The following is a 14854-nucleotide window of genomic DNA, read 5'->3' on the forward strand; positions in this document are numbered from 1 at the left end:
TTCACCGCGTGGCGGCGTCGGCGAGGATCGCCCGGAGCCGGGCCAGGCATTCGGCGACGAAGGCGGGAAAGGTCTCCCAGTAGTAGGCGACCCCGGCGACACCGACGGCGATCGCCCAGGCGCGGGCCCGGATCCAGGTCGCACCGTCGAGGCCCATGGCGTCCCAGTAGGCCTGCCGGGCCTCCTGCGGCAGGTCCCAGAGCACGGCGTGCTCCGCGTCCGGGTGGCCGACCGAGAGGGCGCCGAAGTCGATGACCGCGTGCAGCCTTCCCTGCCGTACCAGGAGGTTGGTGGGCTTGAGATCGCCGTGCAGCCACACGTACGCCCGCTGGGGATCAGGCAGCGCGAGCGCCGCCCGCCACAGCCGCTCCAGAGTGTCGACGTCGAGTTCCGCGCCCTGGATCCGGCGGCAGTCCGCGAGATACTCCCCGACCCAGTCCTCGCACTCCCGGAGACTGCCCCCGCGGTACCAGCTCAGATCGTCCGCGCGCACCGCCCCCATGAGGCCGACGCCGTGCAGTTCCCGCACGACCGCCGCCAGGTCGGTGCCGAAGGCGGCCCAGTCCCGGACACTGTCCGGACCGGCCTCGGCACCGTCGATCCACCGGTAGACCGACCAGCGGGCCGGGTAGGCGCCGGCGGGCGTCCCGGCGTGGACGGGCTCCGGGACGGGGTACGAGAGGGAGGGCGCCAGGCGCGGCAGCCACTCGTGCTCCTTGCGCAGGGCCGCGCCCTTCTCGACGGTCCGGGGCAACCGCACCAGCAGCTCGTCCCCCAGCCGGTACATGGTGTTCTCCGACCCCGCCCCCACCCACGACAGAGGCAGCCCGGCCCACTCCGGTCGCTGAGCCGCCAGCAGCGCCCGCACCACCGCCTCGTCGACCGCAATCTCACCCTCGTGAAGAGCCACGCCGGCAGTGTCCCCACCGACCACTTCGCAGGGCCAACGAATTAAGACGGTCCGTCGCATGGATGACCTGTTCGCGATCGAGCCGGAGCCCGAGGTGCGCAGTTGGCACATCGCCCTCGTCGCCCCCTTCTGTGGCCGCCCGTAAGGTGTGCGCCGACGAGCACGGCCCGGCCCACGTGACGTACAGCCGCGCCGAGGAAGGAGACGCGCGATGAACCACTCCCGCTGGAGGTTGGCGCGCGTGAAGAAGCTGGCCATGGGGCCCGCCGAGTCCCCCGAGGTTGCCGCCGAGCGCGCCGAGATCCGACTGGCCATGGCCTTCGCTCAGGCCGTGTACGAACGCCGCAAGGAGTTGGGGTTGTCCCAGGCGGCCCTCGCCGAACGCGGGCTCACCCAGGCGAAGATCTCCCGCCTGGAAGGCGCCGACACCGTACCGACACTCCCCTTGTTGCGGCGCCTGGCCCTGGCCCTGGACGCCTCACTCAGCATCGCCTTGGACGACGACCGCGAGGAAGTCACCTTTGTCGCTCATCCGGCTGCTTGACGGCGCCCCACCCGATCCCCTCCGCCATCCAGCACGTCGAGGATGTGCGGCCACGCCGCCTCACCAAGGAGCAAGTCCGACGACGACACTACAGACCGAGCCTTCCGGCCCGGTTGACGCCCCGCACCTGGGCCCGCAGTACCTCCTCCGGCGGCGCCGGTTCCAGGGACCCGGCCAGGCAGTCCCACTCCCGGCCGCCGGCCACGGGCCGCACCTGCACCCTCCCGCCGACGTGCCCCCTGACCTCGCCGATCCGCCCGTCCCGTACGTCCGTCACATACGTCCCGACGGGCGGCCGCTCCCCCCGCACCACCGAGGCAAGCCGCTCGGCCACCCCCACATTGCACCGCCCCAGCTCGACCAGGGCGAACGGCTCGTCGCTCGCGCCGGTCACCGGGTCGACGCAGAGCGACGGCAGCACCACACCGACGCCTTTGAGCGCCACCCGCAGCGACTCCACGACCTCTTCGGTGGTCCGCAGCACCATTCCTACCTCCACGCTGAGTTGGTGATTCACCACACAGCGTGTCCGGTGCGCCTCTAACCTGGCCAGATACGGCATCCCAACAACCTCGTCTGCTGGACAGGGGCGTGCACATGGCAGGGCCGAAAGATCTGGATCCGTCGTCGTCACCGCGCGCCCTGCTGGGAGCGGAGTTGCGGCACGCGCGCGAGCGCAAGGGGCTCAGTCAGGCGGAGTTGGGGCAACTCCTGTTCGTGAGCGGCTCGTTCATCGGTCAGTTGGAGGCGGGGACGCGGCGGATGCAGCCGGAGTACGCCCGGCTGCTGGACGAGGCTCTGGGGACGGACGACTTCTTCCGGCGGAACCGCGAGGCGGCGGCGAAGTCCAAGTACCCCGACCACTTCGCGGAGGCGGCGGAGGCGGAGGCGCGAGCCACGGCGATCAGTCAGTACGCGGCGCTGCTGATTCCGGGACTGCTCCAGACCAGGGCCTACGCGGAGGCGGTGTTCCGTGCCTACAAGCCGACGGCCCCGGAGAAGACGATCGAGGAGTTGGTATCGGCCCGGATGGAACGGACCCACCTCCTCGATGACCCAACAGAGCCGTTGTTGTGGACGGTGATTGACGAGGCAGCGCTACGCAGGTCGACGGGCGGACCCTCCGTGATGGCCGAAGCCCTCACCCACCTCGCCGGGCTGATCCGCCGAAGGCGGGTGATCGTGCAGGTGCTGCCGTTCCACGCGGGAGCGCACGCCGCGATGGAAGGCTCCCTGAAACTGATGGAGTTCACCGACGCACCCCCGCTCTCCTTTGTCGAGGGGCCCGACATGGGAAAGTTGCTGGACGACCCGCCCGCCGTCGCCCGCCATGCCCAGGTCTTCAAACTCCTCCTCGCGAACGCCCTGTCTCCATCGGAATCCCTGGCCTTGATCGAGTCGGCGGCGCAGGATTACGGGCATGAGGAACTTGCCTGAGTACGACTCGAACCCCGCCGCCTGGCGCAAGTCCAGCTACAGCGGCGGCAGCGGCGGCGACTGCCTCGAAGTCTCCGACGCCCACCCCGCCCTCGTCCCCGTCCGCGACTCCAAAACCGCCCCCCTGGGCCCGAGGCTCGTGTTCCGGCCGGAGGCGTGGTCAGCCTTCGTCGGAAACCTCAAGAACCTCGGCTCCTGACCTCGCCTGAGCTTCGGGCGCCCAGCTCCGAGCCCCTTTTTCAAGGAATGGTCGAGGGCCTCAACCCACCCTCCCGCCCGGCGCGTTGACTTGACGCGTTCGGCTTGCCACGCACAGTCACGATCGTCTAGCGTGCCCGCATAACGAACGAAGCAGCCCCCGTCAGGCGCTACCAACACCTGCGGGGGCTTGACCAACAAGATCGGAACCATCGATCCCATGGCTGACAGCTAGTTTAGTGCTGCCCCCCTGTCCGCGCACCCCATGGCCAACCCCGGCTATGGAAAGCGGTCCGTGCCGGACCAACACCGTCGCACCGCGCATGACTTCGCCCACCTCCCACCCCGCGAAGCCGCCATCGCCGGGTACGTCGACCGGCTCCCCGACGGCTCCGACATCTCCGTGAAGACGCTGGCCAAGCAGCTTCCCTACGGCCAGTGCGCCCTCCGTACCGCCCTCAACAACCTTCAGCGGACGGGGCACTTGCGGCGGGGGCGCGAACATCTCGCCGAGTCGGGGAGCCGTCGCTGGATCACCCGATCGTGGTGGTCCCGTACCGCGCGCGACGATGACTGGTGGGCGGCGTTCACGCGAGGTGACGTACCGGAGCCGGAGCAGACTCCCGACCGGGCCCGCCCCACCCGCTCCCGCGCGCACATCCTCCTGGCCGCCCTCGGCCGCACCGCCCCGGCCCTCTCCCTCTCCCAGGCCGACTGCGCCGCCCTCGCCCCCCTGCTCACGGAGTGGTTCGCCCGTGGTGCCACCGACGAGTACGTACGCCAGGCCCTGACCAGCGGTCTCCCCTCCCCCGTCCACCACCCGGCCGCCCTCCTCCGCAAACGCCTCACCGACAAGCTCCCGCCCGAACCGGCCCCGGCCGCCCCCGCCCGGCCGCCGCTGCGCATTCTGGAGTGCGCCAAGTGCGGCGTCCCGGGCCGCCCGGAGGCCCTGGCCGGCGGCACGTGCGGCGCATGCCGAGGCGAACGCGCCCCCAGCAGCCCCCACACACCCGTCCCGCCTTCGGAGGTCCGCTCTCGCGTCGCTGAGATCCGTGGCGCGATGAACGGGCGCCGATCGGCAACGGCACAGAGATGAGCACAGAGACCGCCGAGAGGATCGGCCGTCGGCCGCCGGACCTGACCCGGCTTCCCCGCGGCGCTGTCGGCCCCCTGTGCAACCCTGGTTCCATGAACCACGCCCAGCTCACCGCCCTCGGCCGGGCCCTTCGCGTGCTCGGGGAGCACGGGGACGCGCTGACCGGCGACACGCCCGATGCCAAGCTGCACGAGGTCAAGGACGATCTGCGGCGCGCTCTCGACCTGCTGGAGGAGAGCGTCAGCGCCGCCGCCCCCACCACCCGGTGTGCCGAGCACCCGCAGGGCCCCGTGGACAAGAGCGCTCCTGACCTGTGCCTGCTGTGCGAGACGCGGCGGCGGGCCGCGCGGCGGTCGGAGTTCGCCGGTGCGCCCCGGCCCGCCGTGGCGGGAGAGGGCGCCGGGGCGTCCATGTCCCGGTACGGGGTGCGCGCCGACCGGCCGCAGCCCCAGCAGCGCTGGCTGCCGGAGGCGTGGAACGGGCGGGAGTGGGAGCTGTGCGGCACCCCCCGGCGCGACCGGCGGGAGGCCGAGTTGTACATCGCCGCCCAGCGCCGCGGGTCCCGGCCCGCGATGGCCTACCGGCTGGTGCACGAGTTCACCGACTACGAGGTGCTGAGGGTCTGGGGCAACCCCGTCCACGTCGACGTCGAGCCCCTCGGCAACCTCTGACCCGCGCCGGTCCGGGTCAGCCGAGCAGGGGCGACGGGGTGAAGTCGTACCCCTCCCAGAGCTGCCTCGTGCGCTCCTCCGGGTACGGGGTGACCGTCGGGGTCGCGTCCAGGACCTGGGTGGCGCGGGTCCGGGTGTCGTACGCCGGCCAGCCCGGGTCCCCGGTCCTCGCGAACGCCGTCCACGCGGTGCGGAAACGGGTGGAGAGGGTCTCGGCCTCGGCGGTGACGTCGGCGCCCGCCCAGAGGAGTTCGGCGAGGTCCGCCTCGAAGGTGCCGAAGAGGAGCGGGATGTCCAGTCCGTGGCAGGCGCCCAGGACCCCGCCGCTGCCGGGCGCGCCCCAGGTCAGTTCGTAGAGGTGGGCCCGGCCGCCGCCCGCGGTCTGGGCCTCCGCGAGGCGCAGCGACGGCATCGCGAACAGCCAGTCGGTCTGCACCTGTTCGTACAGCGCGGTCGGTGACGCGTCGGGGTGGGCCGCCCGGTAGGCCCGCTCGCCCGCCTCGCCGCCCGGCCCGAACAGGCGCAGCGCGCCGGTCGCCTGCTCCTCCGTGATCCTGCCGTACTGGCCGGCCATGACGAGGAAGAGGCGGAACTCGTCGCGGTTGTGGCCGACGAGCAGGTCCACGTCGCGGGCGGCGCCGGAGGCGAGTGCCTCCCAGGGGGTGCTGGGCAGCACGTCCCCGTCGACCACCGGGGAGAACGGGGTGACCGTCGGTGCGATCCGGCCCCAGCGGTCCACGTACTGGGCCATCTTGGCGCCCAGCGCCTGTCCGGCCTCCGGCAGCCGGCGCGGGTCGGTCGTCGCCAGGTCGGCCACCGTGGGGCGCAGGCCGGCCTCGGCCGCGAGGGCCCTGCCGATGTCCTCGGCCAGTTCGGCGGAGAAGAAGGGGCCCGGGACGCTCTGCGCGATCGCCCGCCGGAACAGGCCGCGCGCCCTGGGCATCGCGAGGAGGGAGGCCACCGACCCGGCGCCCGCGGACTCGCCGAAGACCGTGACCTGGCCGGGGTCGCCGCCGAACGCCGTGACGTTCTCCCGTACCCACTCCAGGGCCGCCACCTGGTCCAGCAGGCCGCGGTTCGCGGGCGCTCCCTCGATGTGCGCGAAACCCTCCATGCCGACGCGGTAGTTGAGGGTGACCACGACCACGTCGCCCTCGCGGGCGATGCGCTGCGCGTCGTAGCCGGGGCTGCCGGAGTGGCCCAGCTTGTACGCGCCGCCGTAGATCCACACCATCACGGGGCGGCGGGCGGCCGGGTCCGGGGCGGGCGTCCACACGTTCACCGTCAGCCAGTCGTCGCCCCCGGGGGCCTCCGGTACGCCCGTGCGCCCCTGGATGCCCAGGTCCTGCGGGGGCGGCGGGCCGAAGGCGTACGCCTCGCGGGTGCCGTCCCACGGGCGGACCGGCCGGGGCGCCGCGAACCTCCCCTCCCCCACCGGGGGTTCGGCGAACGGGATGCCCCGGAAGACCGCCAGTCCGTCCTCCTGGAGTCCGCGCACGGCACCGGCGGCCGTCCGCACGACGGGGCCCTCGGCCGTGGAGGCCGGCGTCCGGGGTTCGCTGGCGGTCATGATCGCTCGCTTTCACCTGGCGGTTGCTGGTCACCGGTGGAACGCACGGGACTGCGCACAAGTGCCGGTGTCCGTGGCCGGTGCGTAGGATCCGCCACACCCGGGACGGCGATCTTCGGCCGGTTCGCGGGCTGCGATGTCTCGTTCCCCCGTCAGCCGTCGACCGGAGCACCACCGATGACCGGCCTCGCCCAGCAGCCATCCGCACCCTGGTCCACCGTCCTGCACACGGTCGTCTACGGCGCGATGCGCGTCGGGCGGCCCGAGACGCGCGGGGCACGCGGCGTCCGGGCCGGGCTGGTGCTGCTGTCGGCGCTCGACGTGGTGCCGTTGGCCGTGGCGGGTCACGTCGTACTGGCCCTCATCCCCGTGTCGGCCGCCGTCGGCGGCCGGGGCCGGGCGCGGCAGCGGCGCCTGGGGGCGGAGACGGCGCGGATCCGGGCCCTGCTCTTCGGCGTCCTCTCCCTGCCGGTGCAGGGAGTGGTCGCGCTGGTCATGACCGCGTTCCGGTGATCACACACGTCTCCGCCCGCCGGCCCGCTCAGCGGTCCGGCTCGGCTCGGCTCAGCTCAGCGACTTCAGGGCCGCCGCGTCGTACGGCTTCAGCTCGTCCGTCTTGCCGGCGAGGACCTTCGACGCCCACTCGGGGTCCTGGAGGAGGGCGCGGCCGACGGCGACCATGTCGTACTCCTCGCGCTCCAGGCTGTCGAGGAGGTCCTCGATGCCCTTGACCGGGGAGCCCTCGCCCATGAAGCCCTTGATGAAGTCGCCGTCGAGGCCGACCGAGCCGACGGTGATGGTGGGCCTGCCGGTGAGCTTCTTGGTCCAGCCGGCCAGGTTGAGGTCGGAGCCCTCGAACTCGGGGAGCCAGTAGCGGCGGGTGGAGGCGTGGAAGACGTCGACGCCGGCGGCGGCCAGCGGCGTGAGGATCGCCTCCAGCTCCTCGGGGGTCTCGGCGAGGCGGGCGTCGTAGTTGTCGGACTTCCACTGCGAGAAGCGGAAGATGACCGGGAAGGTGGCGGAGACCGACGCGCGGACCGCGGCGACGATCTCGGCGGCGAACTTCGTACGGGCCACCGGGTCGCCGCCGTACGCGTCGGCACGGCGGTTGGTGCCCGCCCACAGGAACTGGTCGAGCAGGTAGCCGTGGGCGCCGTGCAGCTCGACCCCGTCGAAGCCGATGCGTTCGGCGGCAGCCGCGGCCTCGGCGAACGCGGCGATCACGTCGTCCAGGTCCTGCCGGGTCATCTCCTTGCCCTCGCCCTCGGTGCCGTCCAGGCGGATGCCGGAGGGGCCGACGGCGGGAGCGTCCGCGAAGGGCGGCTCGCCCTGCTTGCGGACCATGCCGATGTGCCACAGCTGCGGGACGATCGTGCCGCCGGCCGCGTGCACGCCCTCGGCGACCTTCGCCCAGCCCGCCAGCTGCTCCTCGCCGTGGAACCGCGGGACACGGCTGCTCTGCCCGGCCGAGTCGTGGCCGACGTACGTCCCCTCGGTGACGATCAGTCCGACACCGGCGGCGGCCCGGCGGGAGTAGTACCCGACCACGTCCTCGCCGGGGACGCCGCCGGGGCTGAACATGCGGGTCATGGGCGCCATCACGATCCGGTTGGGGACCGTGAGCCCGTTCAGGACGATGGGGCGGGAGAGGATCTCCGCCGCGCGGGAGGCGGGGGGCGTGGTGACGGTCACGTGGGGGGCTCCTCGTGAGTGGGACGGGTACCCGGGGCCGGGTGCCCGAGGTCGTATACGTCGGCTTCTTTGACCGAGCGGTATGTGCACACGCATCGAGTGCGCGTCAGTGCACAACGATCCGTCCGGACGCGCGCATTCCCGCTCCCGGAGGCAGAGCCGTGTGACCCCCGCCACGGACCCGGGCGGCCGCCCCTTATCGGGTGGCGGCCCGCACCGGCGCGCTGCGAGCATCTGCGGATGCAGACACTCGCCGACGAACTCGGCCACCTCTCCTACTGCGTCACCGGTGACGGACCGCCCGTCGTACTCGTGCACGCCGGTGTGGCGGACCACCGTATGTGGGACGCGGTCGCGCCCGCCCTCGCCGAACGGCACACGGTCGTCCGGTACGACCTGCGCGGCTTCGGCGAGTCCGCGCCGCCGGACGGCCCGTTCGGCGAGCGCGACGACCTGCGCCGCCTCCTGGACCACCTCGGCCTCGACCGGGTCCGGCTGGTCGGCGCGTCCTGGGGCGGCCGGGTGGCCGTGGACTTCACGCTCACCCACCCCGACCGGGTGCACTCGCTGGCGCTGCTCGCCCCACCGTGGCCGGGGTACGACTGGTCCGCGGAGATGATCGCGTACGACGAGGCCGAGACGGCGGCGCTGGCCGCGGGCGACCTGGACACGGCCGTCCGCGTGAACCTGGACATGTGGCTGCGCGGACCGGCCCGCGGCTGGGACGACGTCGCCGACGGACTGGCCGACCGGCTCCGCGGCCCGCTGCGCACGTCGCTGGTGAACCAGGACGTGGTGGGCGAGTACTCCCAGGGGCCCACGGCCGGCGACCTCACCGGCGTCTGCGTGCCCACCCTGGTGGGGATCGGCAAGCTCGACGTCACCGACTTCCAGGACATCGCCCGCCGTTACGCCGCCGGGATACCCGGCGCCACCCTGGTCGAGTTCCCCACCGCCGCACACCTGATCGCACTGGACGCGCCCGCCGAACTCATCGCGACGCTGGGCGCGTTCCTCGCCCGTTAGGGGCTGTCGGGACCCGCCTGCGGCATTGCCGCCGGTCACCGACATCGCGCAGCCTCCGGCCGGGAGGCGCCCCCACCGTGTCGCCCGCCGCGGCAGCGGCTGCCCGGCCGCGTGGGACCCGGGTACGGCGAAGGGCGGCACCCCCTGCCGAACAGGGGGTGCCGCCCTCGGTGCTGCGCGGGAACCGCCGAGCCGTCAGGCTCAGAAGTCCATGTCACCGCCCGGCATGCCGCCCGGGGCGGCCGCGGCGGCCTTCTCCGGCTTGTCGGCGATGACGGCCTCGGTGGTGAGGAACAGCGCGGCGATGGAGGCGGCGTTCTGCAGGGCGGAACGCGTCACCTTCGCCGGGTCGATGATGCCCTCGGCGACCAGGTCGACGTACTCACCGGTCGCGGCGTTCAGGCCGTGACCCGGGGTGAGGTTGCGGACCTTCTCCACCACGACGCCGCCCTCGAGGCCGGCGTTGACGGCGATCTGCTTGAGCGGGGCCTCCAGGGCGAGCTTCACGGCCTGCGCGCCGGTCGCCTCGTCACCCTCCAGCTCCAGCTTCTCGAAGACCTGGGAGGCCTGCAGCAGGGCCACGCCACCACCGGCGACGATGCCCTCCTCGACGGCCGCCTTCGCGTTGCGCACGGCGTCCTCGATGCGGTGCTTGCGCTCCTTGAGCTCGACCTCGGTCGCGGCACCGGCCTTGATGACGGCGACGCCACCGGCGAGCTTCGCGAGGCGCTCCTGGAGCTTCTCGCGGTCGTAGTCCGAGTCGGACTGCTCGATCTCGGCGCGGATCTGGTTGACCCGGCCCTGGACCTGCTCGGTGGAGCCGGCGCCGTCGACGATGGTGGTCTCGTCCTTGGTGATGACGACCTTGCGGGCGCGGCCCAGCAGGTCGAGGGTCGTGTTCTCGAGCTTGAGACCGACCTCCTCGGAGATGACCTCGCCGCCGGTGAGGATGGCGATGTCGTTCAGCATCGCCTTGCGGCGGTCGCCGAAGCCCGGGGCCTTGACGGCGACGGACTTGAAGGTGCCGCGGATCTTGTTGACGACCAGGGTCGACAGGGCCTCGCCCTCGACGTCCTCGGCGATGATCAGCAGCGGCTTGCCCGACTGCATGACCTTCTCCAGGAGCGGGAGCAGGTCCTTGACGGAGCCGATCTTGGAGTTGGCGATCAGGATGTACGGGTCGTCGAGGGACGCCTCCATACGCTCCATGTCGGTGGCGAAGTACGCCGAGATGTAGCCCTTGTCGAAGCGCATACCCTCGGTGAGCTCCAGCTCCAGACCGAAGGTCTGGGACTCCTCGACGGTGATGACGCCTTCCTTGCCGACCTTGTCCATGGCCTCGGCGATGAGCTCGCCGATCTGGGTGTCGGCGGCGGAGATGGAGGCCGTGGAGGCGATCTGCTCCTTGGTCTCGACATCCTTGGCCTGCTCGAGCAGGGCACCGGAGACGGCCTCGACGGCCTTCTCGATACCGCGCTTGAGGGCCATCGGGTTGGCGCCGGCGGCTACGTTGCGCAGACCCTCCTTGACCAGGGCCTGGGCGAGAACGGTCGCGGTGGTCGTACCGTCACCGGCGACGTCGTCCGTCTTCTTGGCGACTTCCTTGACCAGCTCGGCGCCGATCTTCTCGTACGGGTCCTCGAGCTCGATCTCCTTGGCGATGGAGACACCATCGTTGGTGATCGTGGGGGCGCCCCACTTCTTCTCGAGGACGACGTTGCGGCCCTTGGGGCCGAGCGTCACCTTGACGGCGTCCGCGAGCTGGTTCATGCCGCGCTCGAGGCCGCGCCGCGCCTCCTCGTCGAACGCGATGATCTTGGCCATGTGAAGTGGTCCCTCCAGGACTGGGGGTGAGTCTTCAGGACCGCGCCCGCGCCCGCGACGGACGGCTCGCCGACCCGTGGGTTCCTTTGCCCCACCCGGCCTGCGGGCCTCACCGACCCGGTCCTTCTTTGTCACTCTCACCTTCAGAGTGCTAACGCAATGATTAGCACTCGGCCTAGGCGAGTGCAAGCGCCTCTCGGGTATCGGGCGGCGCGCTCAGCCGCCCGCGAACACCCGCGCGGCAACCCCCGGGGACACGGAGCGGGACCCTCCGGGGGACACGGCGAAGGGCCCGCCCCCTGACGGGAGCGGGCCCTTCCTCGTGTGTGCCGTTTCAGGCGGTGACGCGAACCATGTCGGCCTGCGGGCCCTTCTGACCCTGCGAGATCTCGAACTCGACCCGCTGGCCCTCTTCCAGGGTGCGGTAGCCGTCCATCTGGATCGCGCTGTAGTGGACGAACACGTCCGCACCACCGTCGACCGCGATGAAGCCGTACCCCTTCTCCGCGTTGAACCATTTGACGGTGCCCTGAGCCATGCCTAACTCCCCTATTACTGGCCCTTGCACAGATCCACACTTCGCGGATCCGGGTCAGACCTCACCCCCCATTGGTTGGGGGCGTGCGCCGGAACGCGTCGACCGCGGCTGAATGTATCTGTCCAACTGCCGTCTGCAACAGGTCAATCGGACGAGAATTCTGGGCGGGAAGGGTCCGGAATGTAGCGAGAATTCGGCTGAATTCAGGGCAAGTCGGGCCCCATAAAAGCCACGAAAGCCGCATATGACCCACACACTTTGGCTACTTCTTGGCAGGCCCGCGGTATCCAATAACAGGGCCCGCGCCCCGGTGATCGGGACCGTGTTCCCCAACTGTACCGCGCTCAACCACACAGAATTGCCCCCTCCGCTTCTCTTGCGGAGGGGGCAATCCCATTCACGATCGGTGATGTCTGTTACCGAAGGTAATGTTCGGTCATTCGGCCATCACGTCAGGCAGGTCAGCGGCTCAGCCGCCGGCGACGGCCGGGATGATGGAGACGCCGGCACCGTCCGGCGTGACCGTCTCCAGACCCTGCTCGAATCGCACGTCGTCGTCATTGACGTACACATTGACGAACCGGCGCAGCTTGCCCTGGTCGTCGAGAACGCGGGCGGCGATCCCGGTGTGGTTCTTTTCCAGGTCCGCGATGACCTCGCCGAGATTGGCGCCTTCCGCGGCGACCTCGGCCCGGCCGCCGGTGTAGGTACGCAGGATGGTGGGGATGCGAACGGTGACGCTCACTGTTTAAACCTCCGGTCCGGGCAACGCCCTGCTTTTTCTGCCATCGACTCAGGCGAGCCCGGCCTCGTGGAAAGACTCGAGATTCGGGCGGATGGTCGCGGTGAGTCCCGTACCCGCGACCGCGTCCAGCGTCTTCAGTCCGTCACCCGTGTTGAGTACGACGACCGACTTCGTCGGATCGATGAGCCCGTTCTCGATGAGCTTCCTGGTGACTCCGACCGTCACTCCGCCCGCGGTCTCCGCGAAGATGCCCTCGGTCCGCGCGAGCAGCTTGATGGCGTCGACGACCTGCTCGTCCGTCACGTCCTCCACCGCGCCGCCGGTGCGCCGGGCGATGTCGAGGACGTACGGGCCGTCCGCCGGGTTGCCGATGGCGAGGGACTTGGCGATGGTGTTCGGCTTCTGCGGCCGGACCACGTCGTGACCCGCCTTGTACGCGGTGGACACCGGCGAGCAGCCCTCCGCCTGCGCACCGAAGATCTTGTACGGCCTGTCCTCGACGAGCCCGAGCCTGATCAGCTCCTGCAGCCCCTTGTCGATCTTCGTGAGCTGGGAGCCGGACGCGATCGGGACGACCAGCTGGTCCGGGAGCCGCCAGCCGAGCTGCTCGCAGATCTCGTACGCGAGGGTCTTGGAGCCCTCGGCGTAGTACGGCCGCAGGTTGACGTTGACGAAGCCCCAGCCCTCGCCGGCCGGGTCGCCGATCAGCTCGGAGCAGAAACGGTTCACGTCGTCGTAGTTGCCCTCGATGCCGACGAGCTCGCCGCCGTAGATCGCGGCCATGACGACCTTGCCCTGCTCCAGGTCGTGCGGGATGAACACGCAGGAGCGGAAGCCGGCCCGGGCCGCGGCCGCGCCGACGGCGCCGGCCAGGTTGCCGGTGGAGGAGCAGGAGAGCGTGGTGTAGCCGAAGGCGCGGGCGGCCTCGACGGCCTGGGCGACGACCCGGTCCTTGAAGGAGTGCGTCGGGTTGCCCGAGTCGTCCTTCACGTACAGCCCGCCGGTGACGCCGAGCTCCTTGGCCAGGTTGTCGGCCTGGACGAGCTTGGTCCAGCCCGGGTTGATGTTCGGCTTGGTCGCCACGTCCGCGGGGACGGGCAGCAGCGGCGCGTAGCGCCAGATGTTCGCGGGTCCCGCCTCGATCCGCTTGCGGAGCTCCTCGGTGTCGTAGGCCGAGAAGTCGTACGCGATCTCCAGCGGGCCGAAACACTCCTCGCAGGCGAACACCGGGCCGAGCGGCACGCGGTGACCGCACTCCCGGCAGGACAGCGCCGTGGCGGGGCCGAGGTCTACCGTCTTCGGGGAATCGGTTGCAACAGTCTGCGCAGCCATGTGAGGGGAGGCCCTTTCTCCTCATCTTCCTCACGACGCATCTCGCCGTGAGACGGATTTGGCACCTTCCCTAGCCGGGAGCCTCACCACGACGACGTGGAAAGACCGGCTGGAGGGTTGCCGGGGCTTCATCGGGCCGTATCCCTCTGCCCCTCTGGATGAGCGGTATTCGGTTGTCAACGCAGGGTGACACCAGGACATGCGATGGTCACCCGCGTTGTTCAAGACTGTAACCGAAGGCCAGGACAGTTGAGATAGTCGTCCGTACCGCGAGATGGATCACACCCCGCAGTGTGACCGTGACAGTGAGGAGCCGCTGACTGTGCTGGAAGAAGTCGAGCGCTGGCTGGCCACCCGCTCCTGGTCCGTGACCGACCGTCCGCTGCACCGGATACTCGCCGCCAAGCAGCGCACCGGTCAGTCCGTCTCCGTCGTGCTGCCCGCGCTCAACGAGGAGGAGACGGTCGGCGACATCGTCGCGGTCATCCGTCACGACCTGATGCGGCAGACGCCGCTCGTCGACGAGATCGTGGTCGTCGACTCCGGCTCCACCGACCGTACGGCGGAGGTGGCCGCGGCGGCGGGCGCCCGGGTCGTCCACCGGGACACGATCCTCCCCCGCATCCCCGCCGTCCCCGGCAAGGGCGAGGTCCTGTGGCGCTCGCTGCTCGTCACCACCGGGGACGTCATCTGCTTCGTCGACGCCGACCTGAAGGACTTCTCCTCCGACTTCGTCACCGGCATCGTCGGCCCGCTGCTCACCGAACCGGACGTGCACCTGGTCAAGGCGATGTACGACCGCCCGCTCGCCGGCGCGACGGGCCAGGGCGGCCGGGTCACCGAGCTGATGGCCCGCCCCCTGCTGAACATGCACTGGCCGCAGCTGGCCGGGTTCGTGCAGCCGCTCGGCGGCGAGTACGCGGCCCGCCGCACCCTGCTGGAACAGCTCCCCTTCCCGGTCGGCTACGGCGTGGAGCTGGGCATGCTGGTGGACGCCCTGCACCTGGTCGGCCTGGACGCGCTCGCCCAGGTGGACGTCGGGGTGCGCAAGCACCGCCACCAGGACGGCCAGGCCCTCGGCCGGATGTCCGCCGCGATCTACCGCACGGCCCAGCTGCGGCTGGCCCGCGGCCACCTGATCCGCCCGTCCCTGACCCAGTTCGAACGGGGCGAGGACGGCTTCGAACCCCGCACCTACTCCGTGGACACGGAGGAACGCCCGCCCATGGTGGAGATCGCGGAGTACGCCGAGCGCCGGGTGGCGTGACCTG

General features: G+C 71.0%; 16 protein-coding genes and 1 riboswitch. Of the genes, 8 read left to right on the top strand and 8 right to left on the bottom strand.

Going from position 1 to position 14854, the window contains the following annotated elements; all coding sequences use genetic code 11:
- Position 1 precedes the first annotated feature (1 nt).
- Positions 2 to 910 carry an aminoglycoside phosphotransferase family protein gene (locus ABZ646_RS00740; protein WP_360511509.1) on the bottom strand — a complete coding sequence of 303 codons (909 nt, stop codon included), beginning with the start codon at positions 908 to 910 and terminating at the stop codon, positions 2 to 4.
- 211 nt (positions 911 to 1121) lie between these two features.
- Between ABZ646_RS00740 and ABZ646_RS00745 the strand changes: the two genes are divergently transcribed.
- On the top strand, positions 1122 to 1454 hold the full coding sequence (locus ABZ646_RS00745) for a helix-turn-helix domain-containing protein (RefSeq protein WP_360511511.1): 333 nt from the start codon (positions 1122 to 1124) through the stop codon (positions 1452 to 1454).
- Between the two features lie 88 nt (positions 1455 to 1542).
- Here ABZ646_RS00745 and ABZ646_RS00750 read toward each other — a convergent pair whose 3' ends face one another.
- Positions 1543 to 1935: a hypothetical protein gene (locus ABZ646_RS00750; RefSeq protein WP_360511564.1), complete on the bottom strand. Its 393-nt coding sequence runs from the start codon at positions 1933 to 1935 to the stop codon at positions 1543 to 1545.
- A 116-nt stretch (positions 1936 to 2051) separates the two neighbouring features.
- Between ABZ646_RS00750 and ABZ646_RS00755 the strand changes: the two genes are divergently transcribed.
- From ABZ646_RS00755 to ABZ646_RS00770, 4 genes are all read left to right on the top strand, one after another.
- Entirely contained in the window at positions 2052 to 2891 is an 840-nt protein-coding gene (locus tag ABZ646_RS00755) for a helix-turn-helix transcriptional regulator (RefSeq protein ID WP_360511513.1), read from the top strand.
- A complete protein-coding gene (locus tag ABZ646_RS00760; protein WP_360511515.1) occupies positions 2875 to 3090 on the top strand; it encodes a DUF397 domain-containing protein in 216 nt (71 codons plus the stop codon). Before ABZ646_RS00755 ends, ABZ646_RS00760 begins: the two co-directional genes overlap by 17 nt.
- Positions 3091 to 3354: 264 nt before the next feature.
- A complete protein-coding gene (locus ABZ646_RS00765; RefSeq protein ID WP_360511517.1) occupies positions 3355 to 4185 on the top strand; it encodes a hypothetical protein in 831 nt (276 codons plus the stop codon).
- A gap of 92 nt (positions 4186 to 4277) precedes the next feature.
- Positions 4278 to 4856, top strand: coding sequence for a hypothetical protein (locus ABZ646_RS00770; RefSeq protein ID WP_360511519.1), 579 nt, complete (start codon positions 4278 to 4280; stop codon positions 4854 to 4856).
- 16 nt (positions 4857 to 4872) lie between these two features.
- Here the strand turns inward: ABZ646_RS00770 and ABZ646_RS00775 are convergent, their stop codons facing one another.
- Positions 4873 to 6426: a carboxylesterase family protein gene (locus ABZ646_RS00775; RefSeq protein WP_360511520.1), complete on the bottom strand. Its 1554-nt coding sequence runs from the start codon at positions 6424 to 6426 to the stop codon at positions 4873 to 4875.
- A gap of 177 nt (positions 6427 to 6603) precedes the next feature.
- On the opposite strand from ABZ646_RS00775, the gene ABZ646_RS00780 reads away from it, so the two are divergent.
- Positions 6604 to 6939 carry a hypothetical protein gene (locus ABZ646_RS00780; RefSeq protein WP_360511522.1) on the top strand — a complete coding sequence of 112 codons (336 nt, stop codon included), beginning with the start codon at positions 6604 to 6606 and terminating at the stop codon, positions 6937 to 6939.
- A gap of 51 nt (positions 6940 to 6990) precedes the next feature.
- On the opposite strand, the gene ABZ646_RS00785 is transcribed toward ABZ646_RS00780, so the two are convergent.
- Positions 6991 to 8118 (bottom strand): NADH:flavin oxidoreductase, encoded by a 1128-nt coding sequence (locus tag ABZ646_RS00785; protein ID WP_360511524.1) that lies wholly within the window; start codon positions 8116 to 8118, stop codon positions 6991 to 6993.
- A 240-nt stretch (positions 8119 to 8358) separates the two neighbouring features.
- Here ABZ646_RS00785 and ABZ646_RS00790 point away from each other — a divergent pair, with 240 nt between their 5' ends.
- Positions 8359 to 9144, top strand: a complete 786-nt coding sequence (locus ABZ646_RS00790; RefSeq protein ID WP_360511526.1) for an alpha/beta hydrolase — start codon at positions 8359 to 8361, stop codon at positions 9142 to 9144.
- A gap of 201 nt (positions 9145 to 9345) precedes the next feature.
- Here the strand turns inward: ABZ646_RS00790 and groL are convergent, their stop codons facing one another.
- From groL to thrC, 4 genes are all read right to left on the bottom strand, one after another.
- On the bottom strand, positions 9346 to 10968 hold the full coding sequence (gene groL, locus ABZ646_RS00795) for a chaperonin GroEL (protein ID WP_046730948.1): 1623 nt from the start codon (positions 10966 to 10968) through the stop codon (positions 9346 to 9348).
- 334 nt (positions 10969 to 11302) lie between these two features.
- Positions 11303 to 11506 (bottom strand): cold-shock protein, encoded by a 204-nt coding sequence (locus ABZ646_RS00800; RefSeq protein ID WP_004986573.1) that lies wholly within the window; start codon positions 11504 to 11506, stop codon positions 11303 to 11305.
- 469 nt (positions 11507 to 11975) lie between these two features.
- Positions 11976 to 12251 carry a MoaD/ThiS family protein gene (locus ABZ646_RS00805; RefSeq protein WP_132892004.1) on the bottom strand — a complete coding sequence of 92 codons (276 nt, stop codon included), beginning with the start codon at positions 12249 to 12251 and terminating at the stop codon, positions 11976 to 11978.
- Positions 12252 to 12299: 48 nt separating this feature from the next.
- Positions 12300 to 13583: a threonine synthase gene (thrC, locus tag ABZ646_RS00810; protein WP_360511528.1), complete on the bottom strand. Its 1284-nt coding sequence runs from the start codon at positions 13581 to 13583 to the stop codon at positions 12300 to 12302.
- Positions 13584 to 13601: 18 nt separating this feature from the next.
- Positions 13602 to 13748, bottom strand: a riboswitch (SAM riboswitch).
- A 157-nt stretch (positions 13749 to 13905) separates the two neighbouring features.
- Between thrC and ABZ646_RS00815 the strand changes: the two genes are divergently transcribed.
- Positions 13906 to 14850: a glucosyl-3-phosphoglycerate synthase gene (locus ABZ646_RS00815; RefSeq protein WP_360511530.1), complete on the top strand. Its 945-nt coding sequence runs from the start codon at positions 13906 to 13908 to the stop codon at positions 14848 to 14850.
- Positions 14851 to 14854 lie beyond the last annotated feature (4 nt).

It is taken from the genome of Streptomyces sp. NPDC007162 (assembly GCF_040634175.1).
Taxonomy (GTDB): Bacteria; Actinomycetota; Actinomycetes; order Streptomycetales; family Streptomycetaceae; genus Streptomyces.

What these genes read in the sequence shown, in the direction of transcription:
- ABZ646_RS00800 (WP_004986573.1), bottom strand. Translation starts at nt 11,506, where the DNA reads ATGGCTCAGGGCACCGTCAAATGGTTCAACGCGGAGAAGGGGTACGGC.
- ABZ646_RS00775 (WP_360511520.1), bottom strand. Translation starts at nt 6,426, where the DNA reads ATGACCGCCAGCGAACCCCGGACGCCGGCCTCCACGGCCGAGGGCCCC.
- ABZ646_RS00765 (WP_360511517.1), top strand. Translation starts at nt 3,355, where the DNA reads ATGGCCAACCCCGGCTATGGAAAGCGGTCCGTGCCGGACCAACACCGT.
- ABZ646_RS00755 (WP_360511513.1), top strand. Translation starts at nt 2,052, where the DNA reads ATGGCAGGGCCGAAAGATCTGGATCCGTCGTCGTCACCGCGCGCCCTG.
- ABZ646_RS00770 (WP_360511519.1), top strand. Translation starts at nt 4,278, where the DNA reads ATGAACCACGCCCAGCTCACCGCCCTCGGCCGGGCCCTTCGCGTGCTC.
- ABZ646_RS00745 (WP_360511511.1), top strand. Translation starts at nt 1,122, where the DNA reads ATGAACCACTCCCGCTGGAGGTTGGCGCGCGTGAAGAAGCTGGCCATG.
- ABZ646_RS00790 (WP_360511526.1), top strand. Translation starts at nt 8,359, where the DNA reads ATGCAGACACTCGCCGACGAACTCGGCCACCTCTCCTACTGCGTCACC.
- groL (WP_046730948.1), bottom strand. Translation starts at nt 10,968, where the DNA reads ATGGCCAAGATCATCGCGTTCGACGAGGAGGCGCGGCGCGGCCTCGAG.
- thrC (WP_360511528.1), bottom strand. Translation starts at nt 13,583, where the DNA reads ATGGCTGCGCAGACTGTTGCAACCGATTCCCCGAAGACGGTAGACCTC.
- ABZ646_RS00760 (WP_360511515.1), top strand. Translation starts at nt 2,875, where the DNA reads ATGAGGAACTTGCCTGAGTACGACTCGAACCCCGCCGCCTGGCGCAAG.
- ABZ646_RS00780 (WP_360511522.1), top strand. Translation starts at nt 6,604, where the DNA reads ATGACCGGCCTCGCCCAGCAGCCATCCGCACCCTGGTCCACCGTCCTG.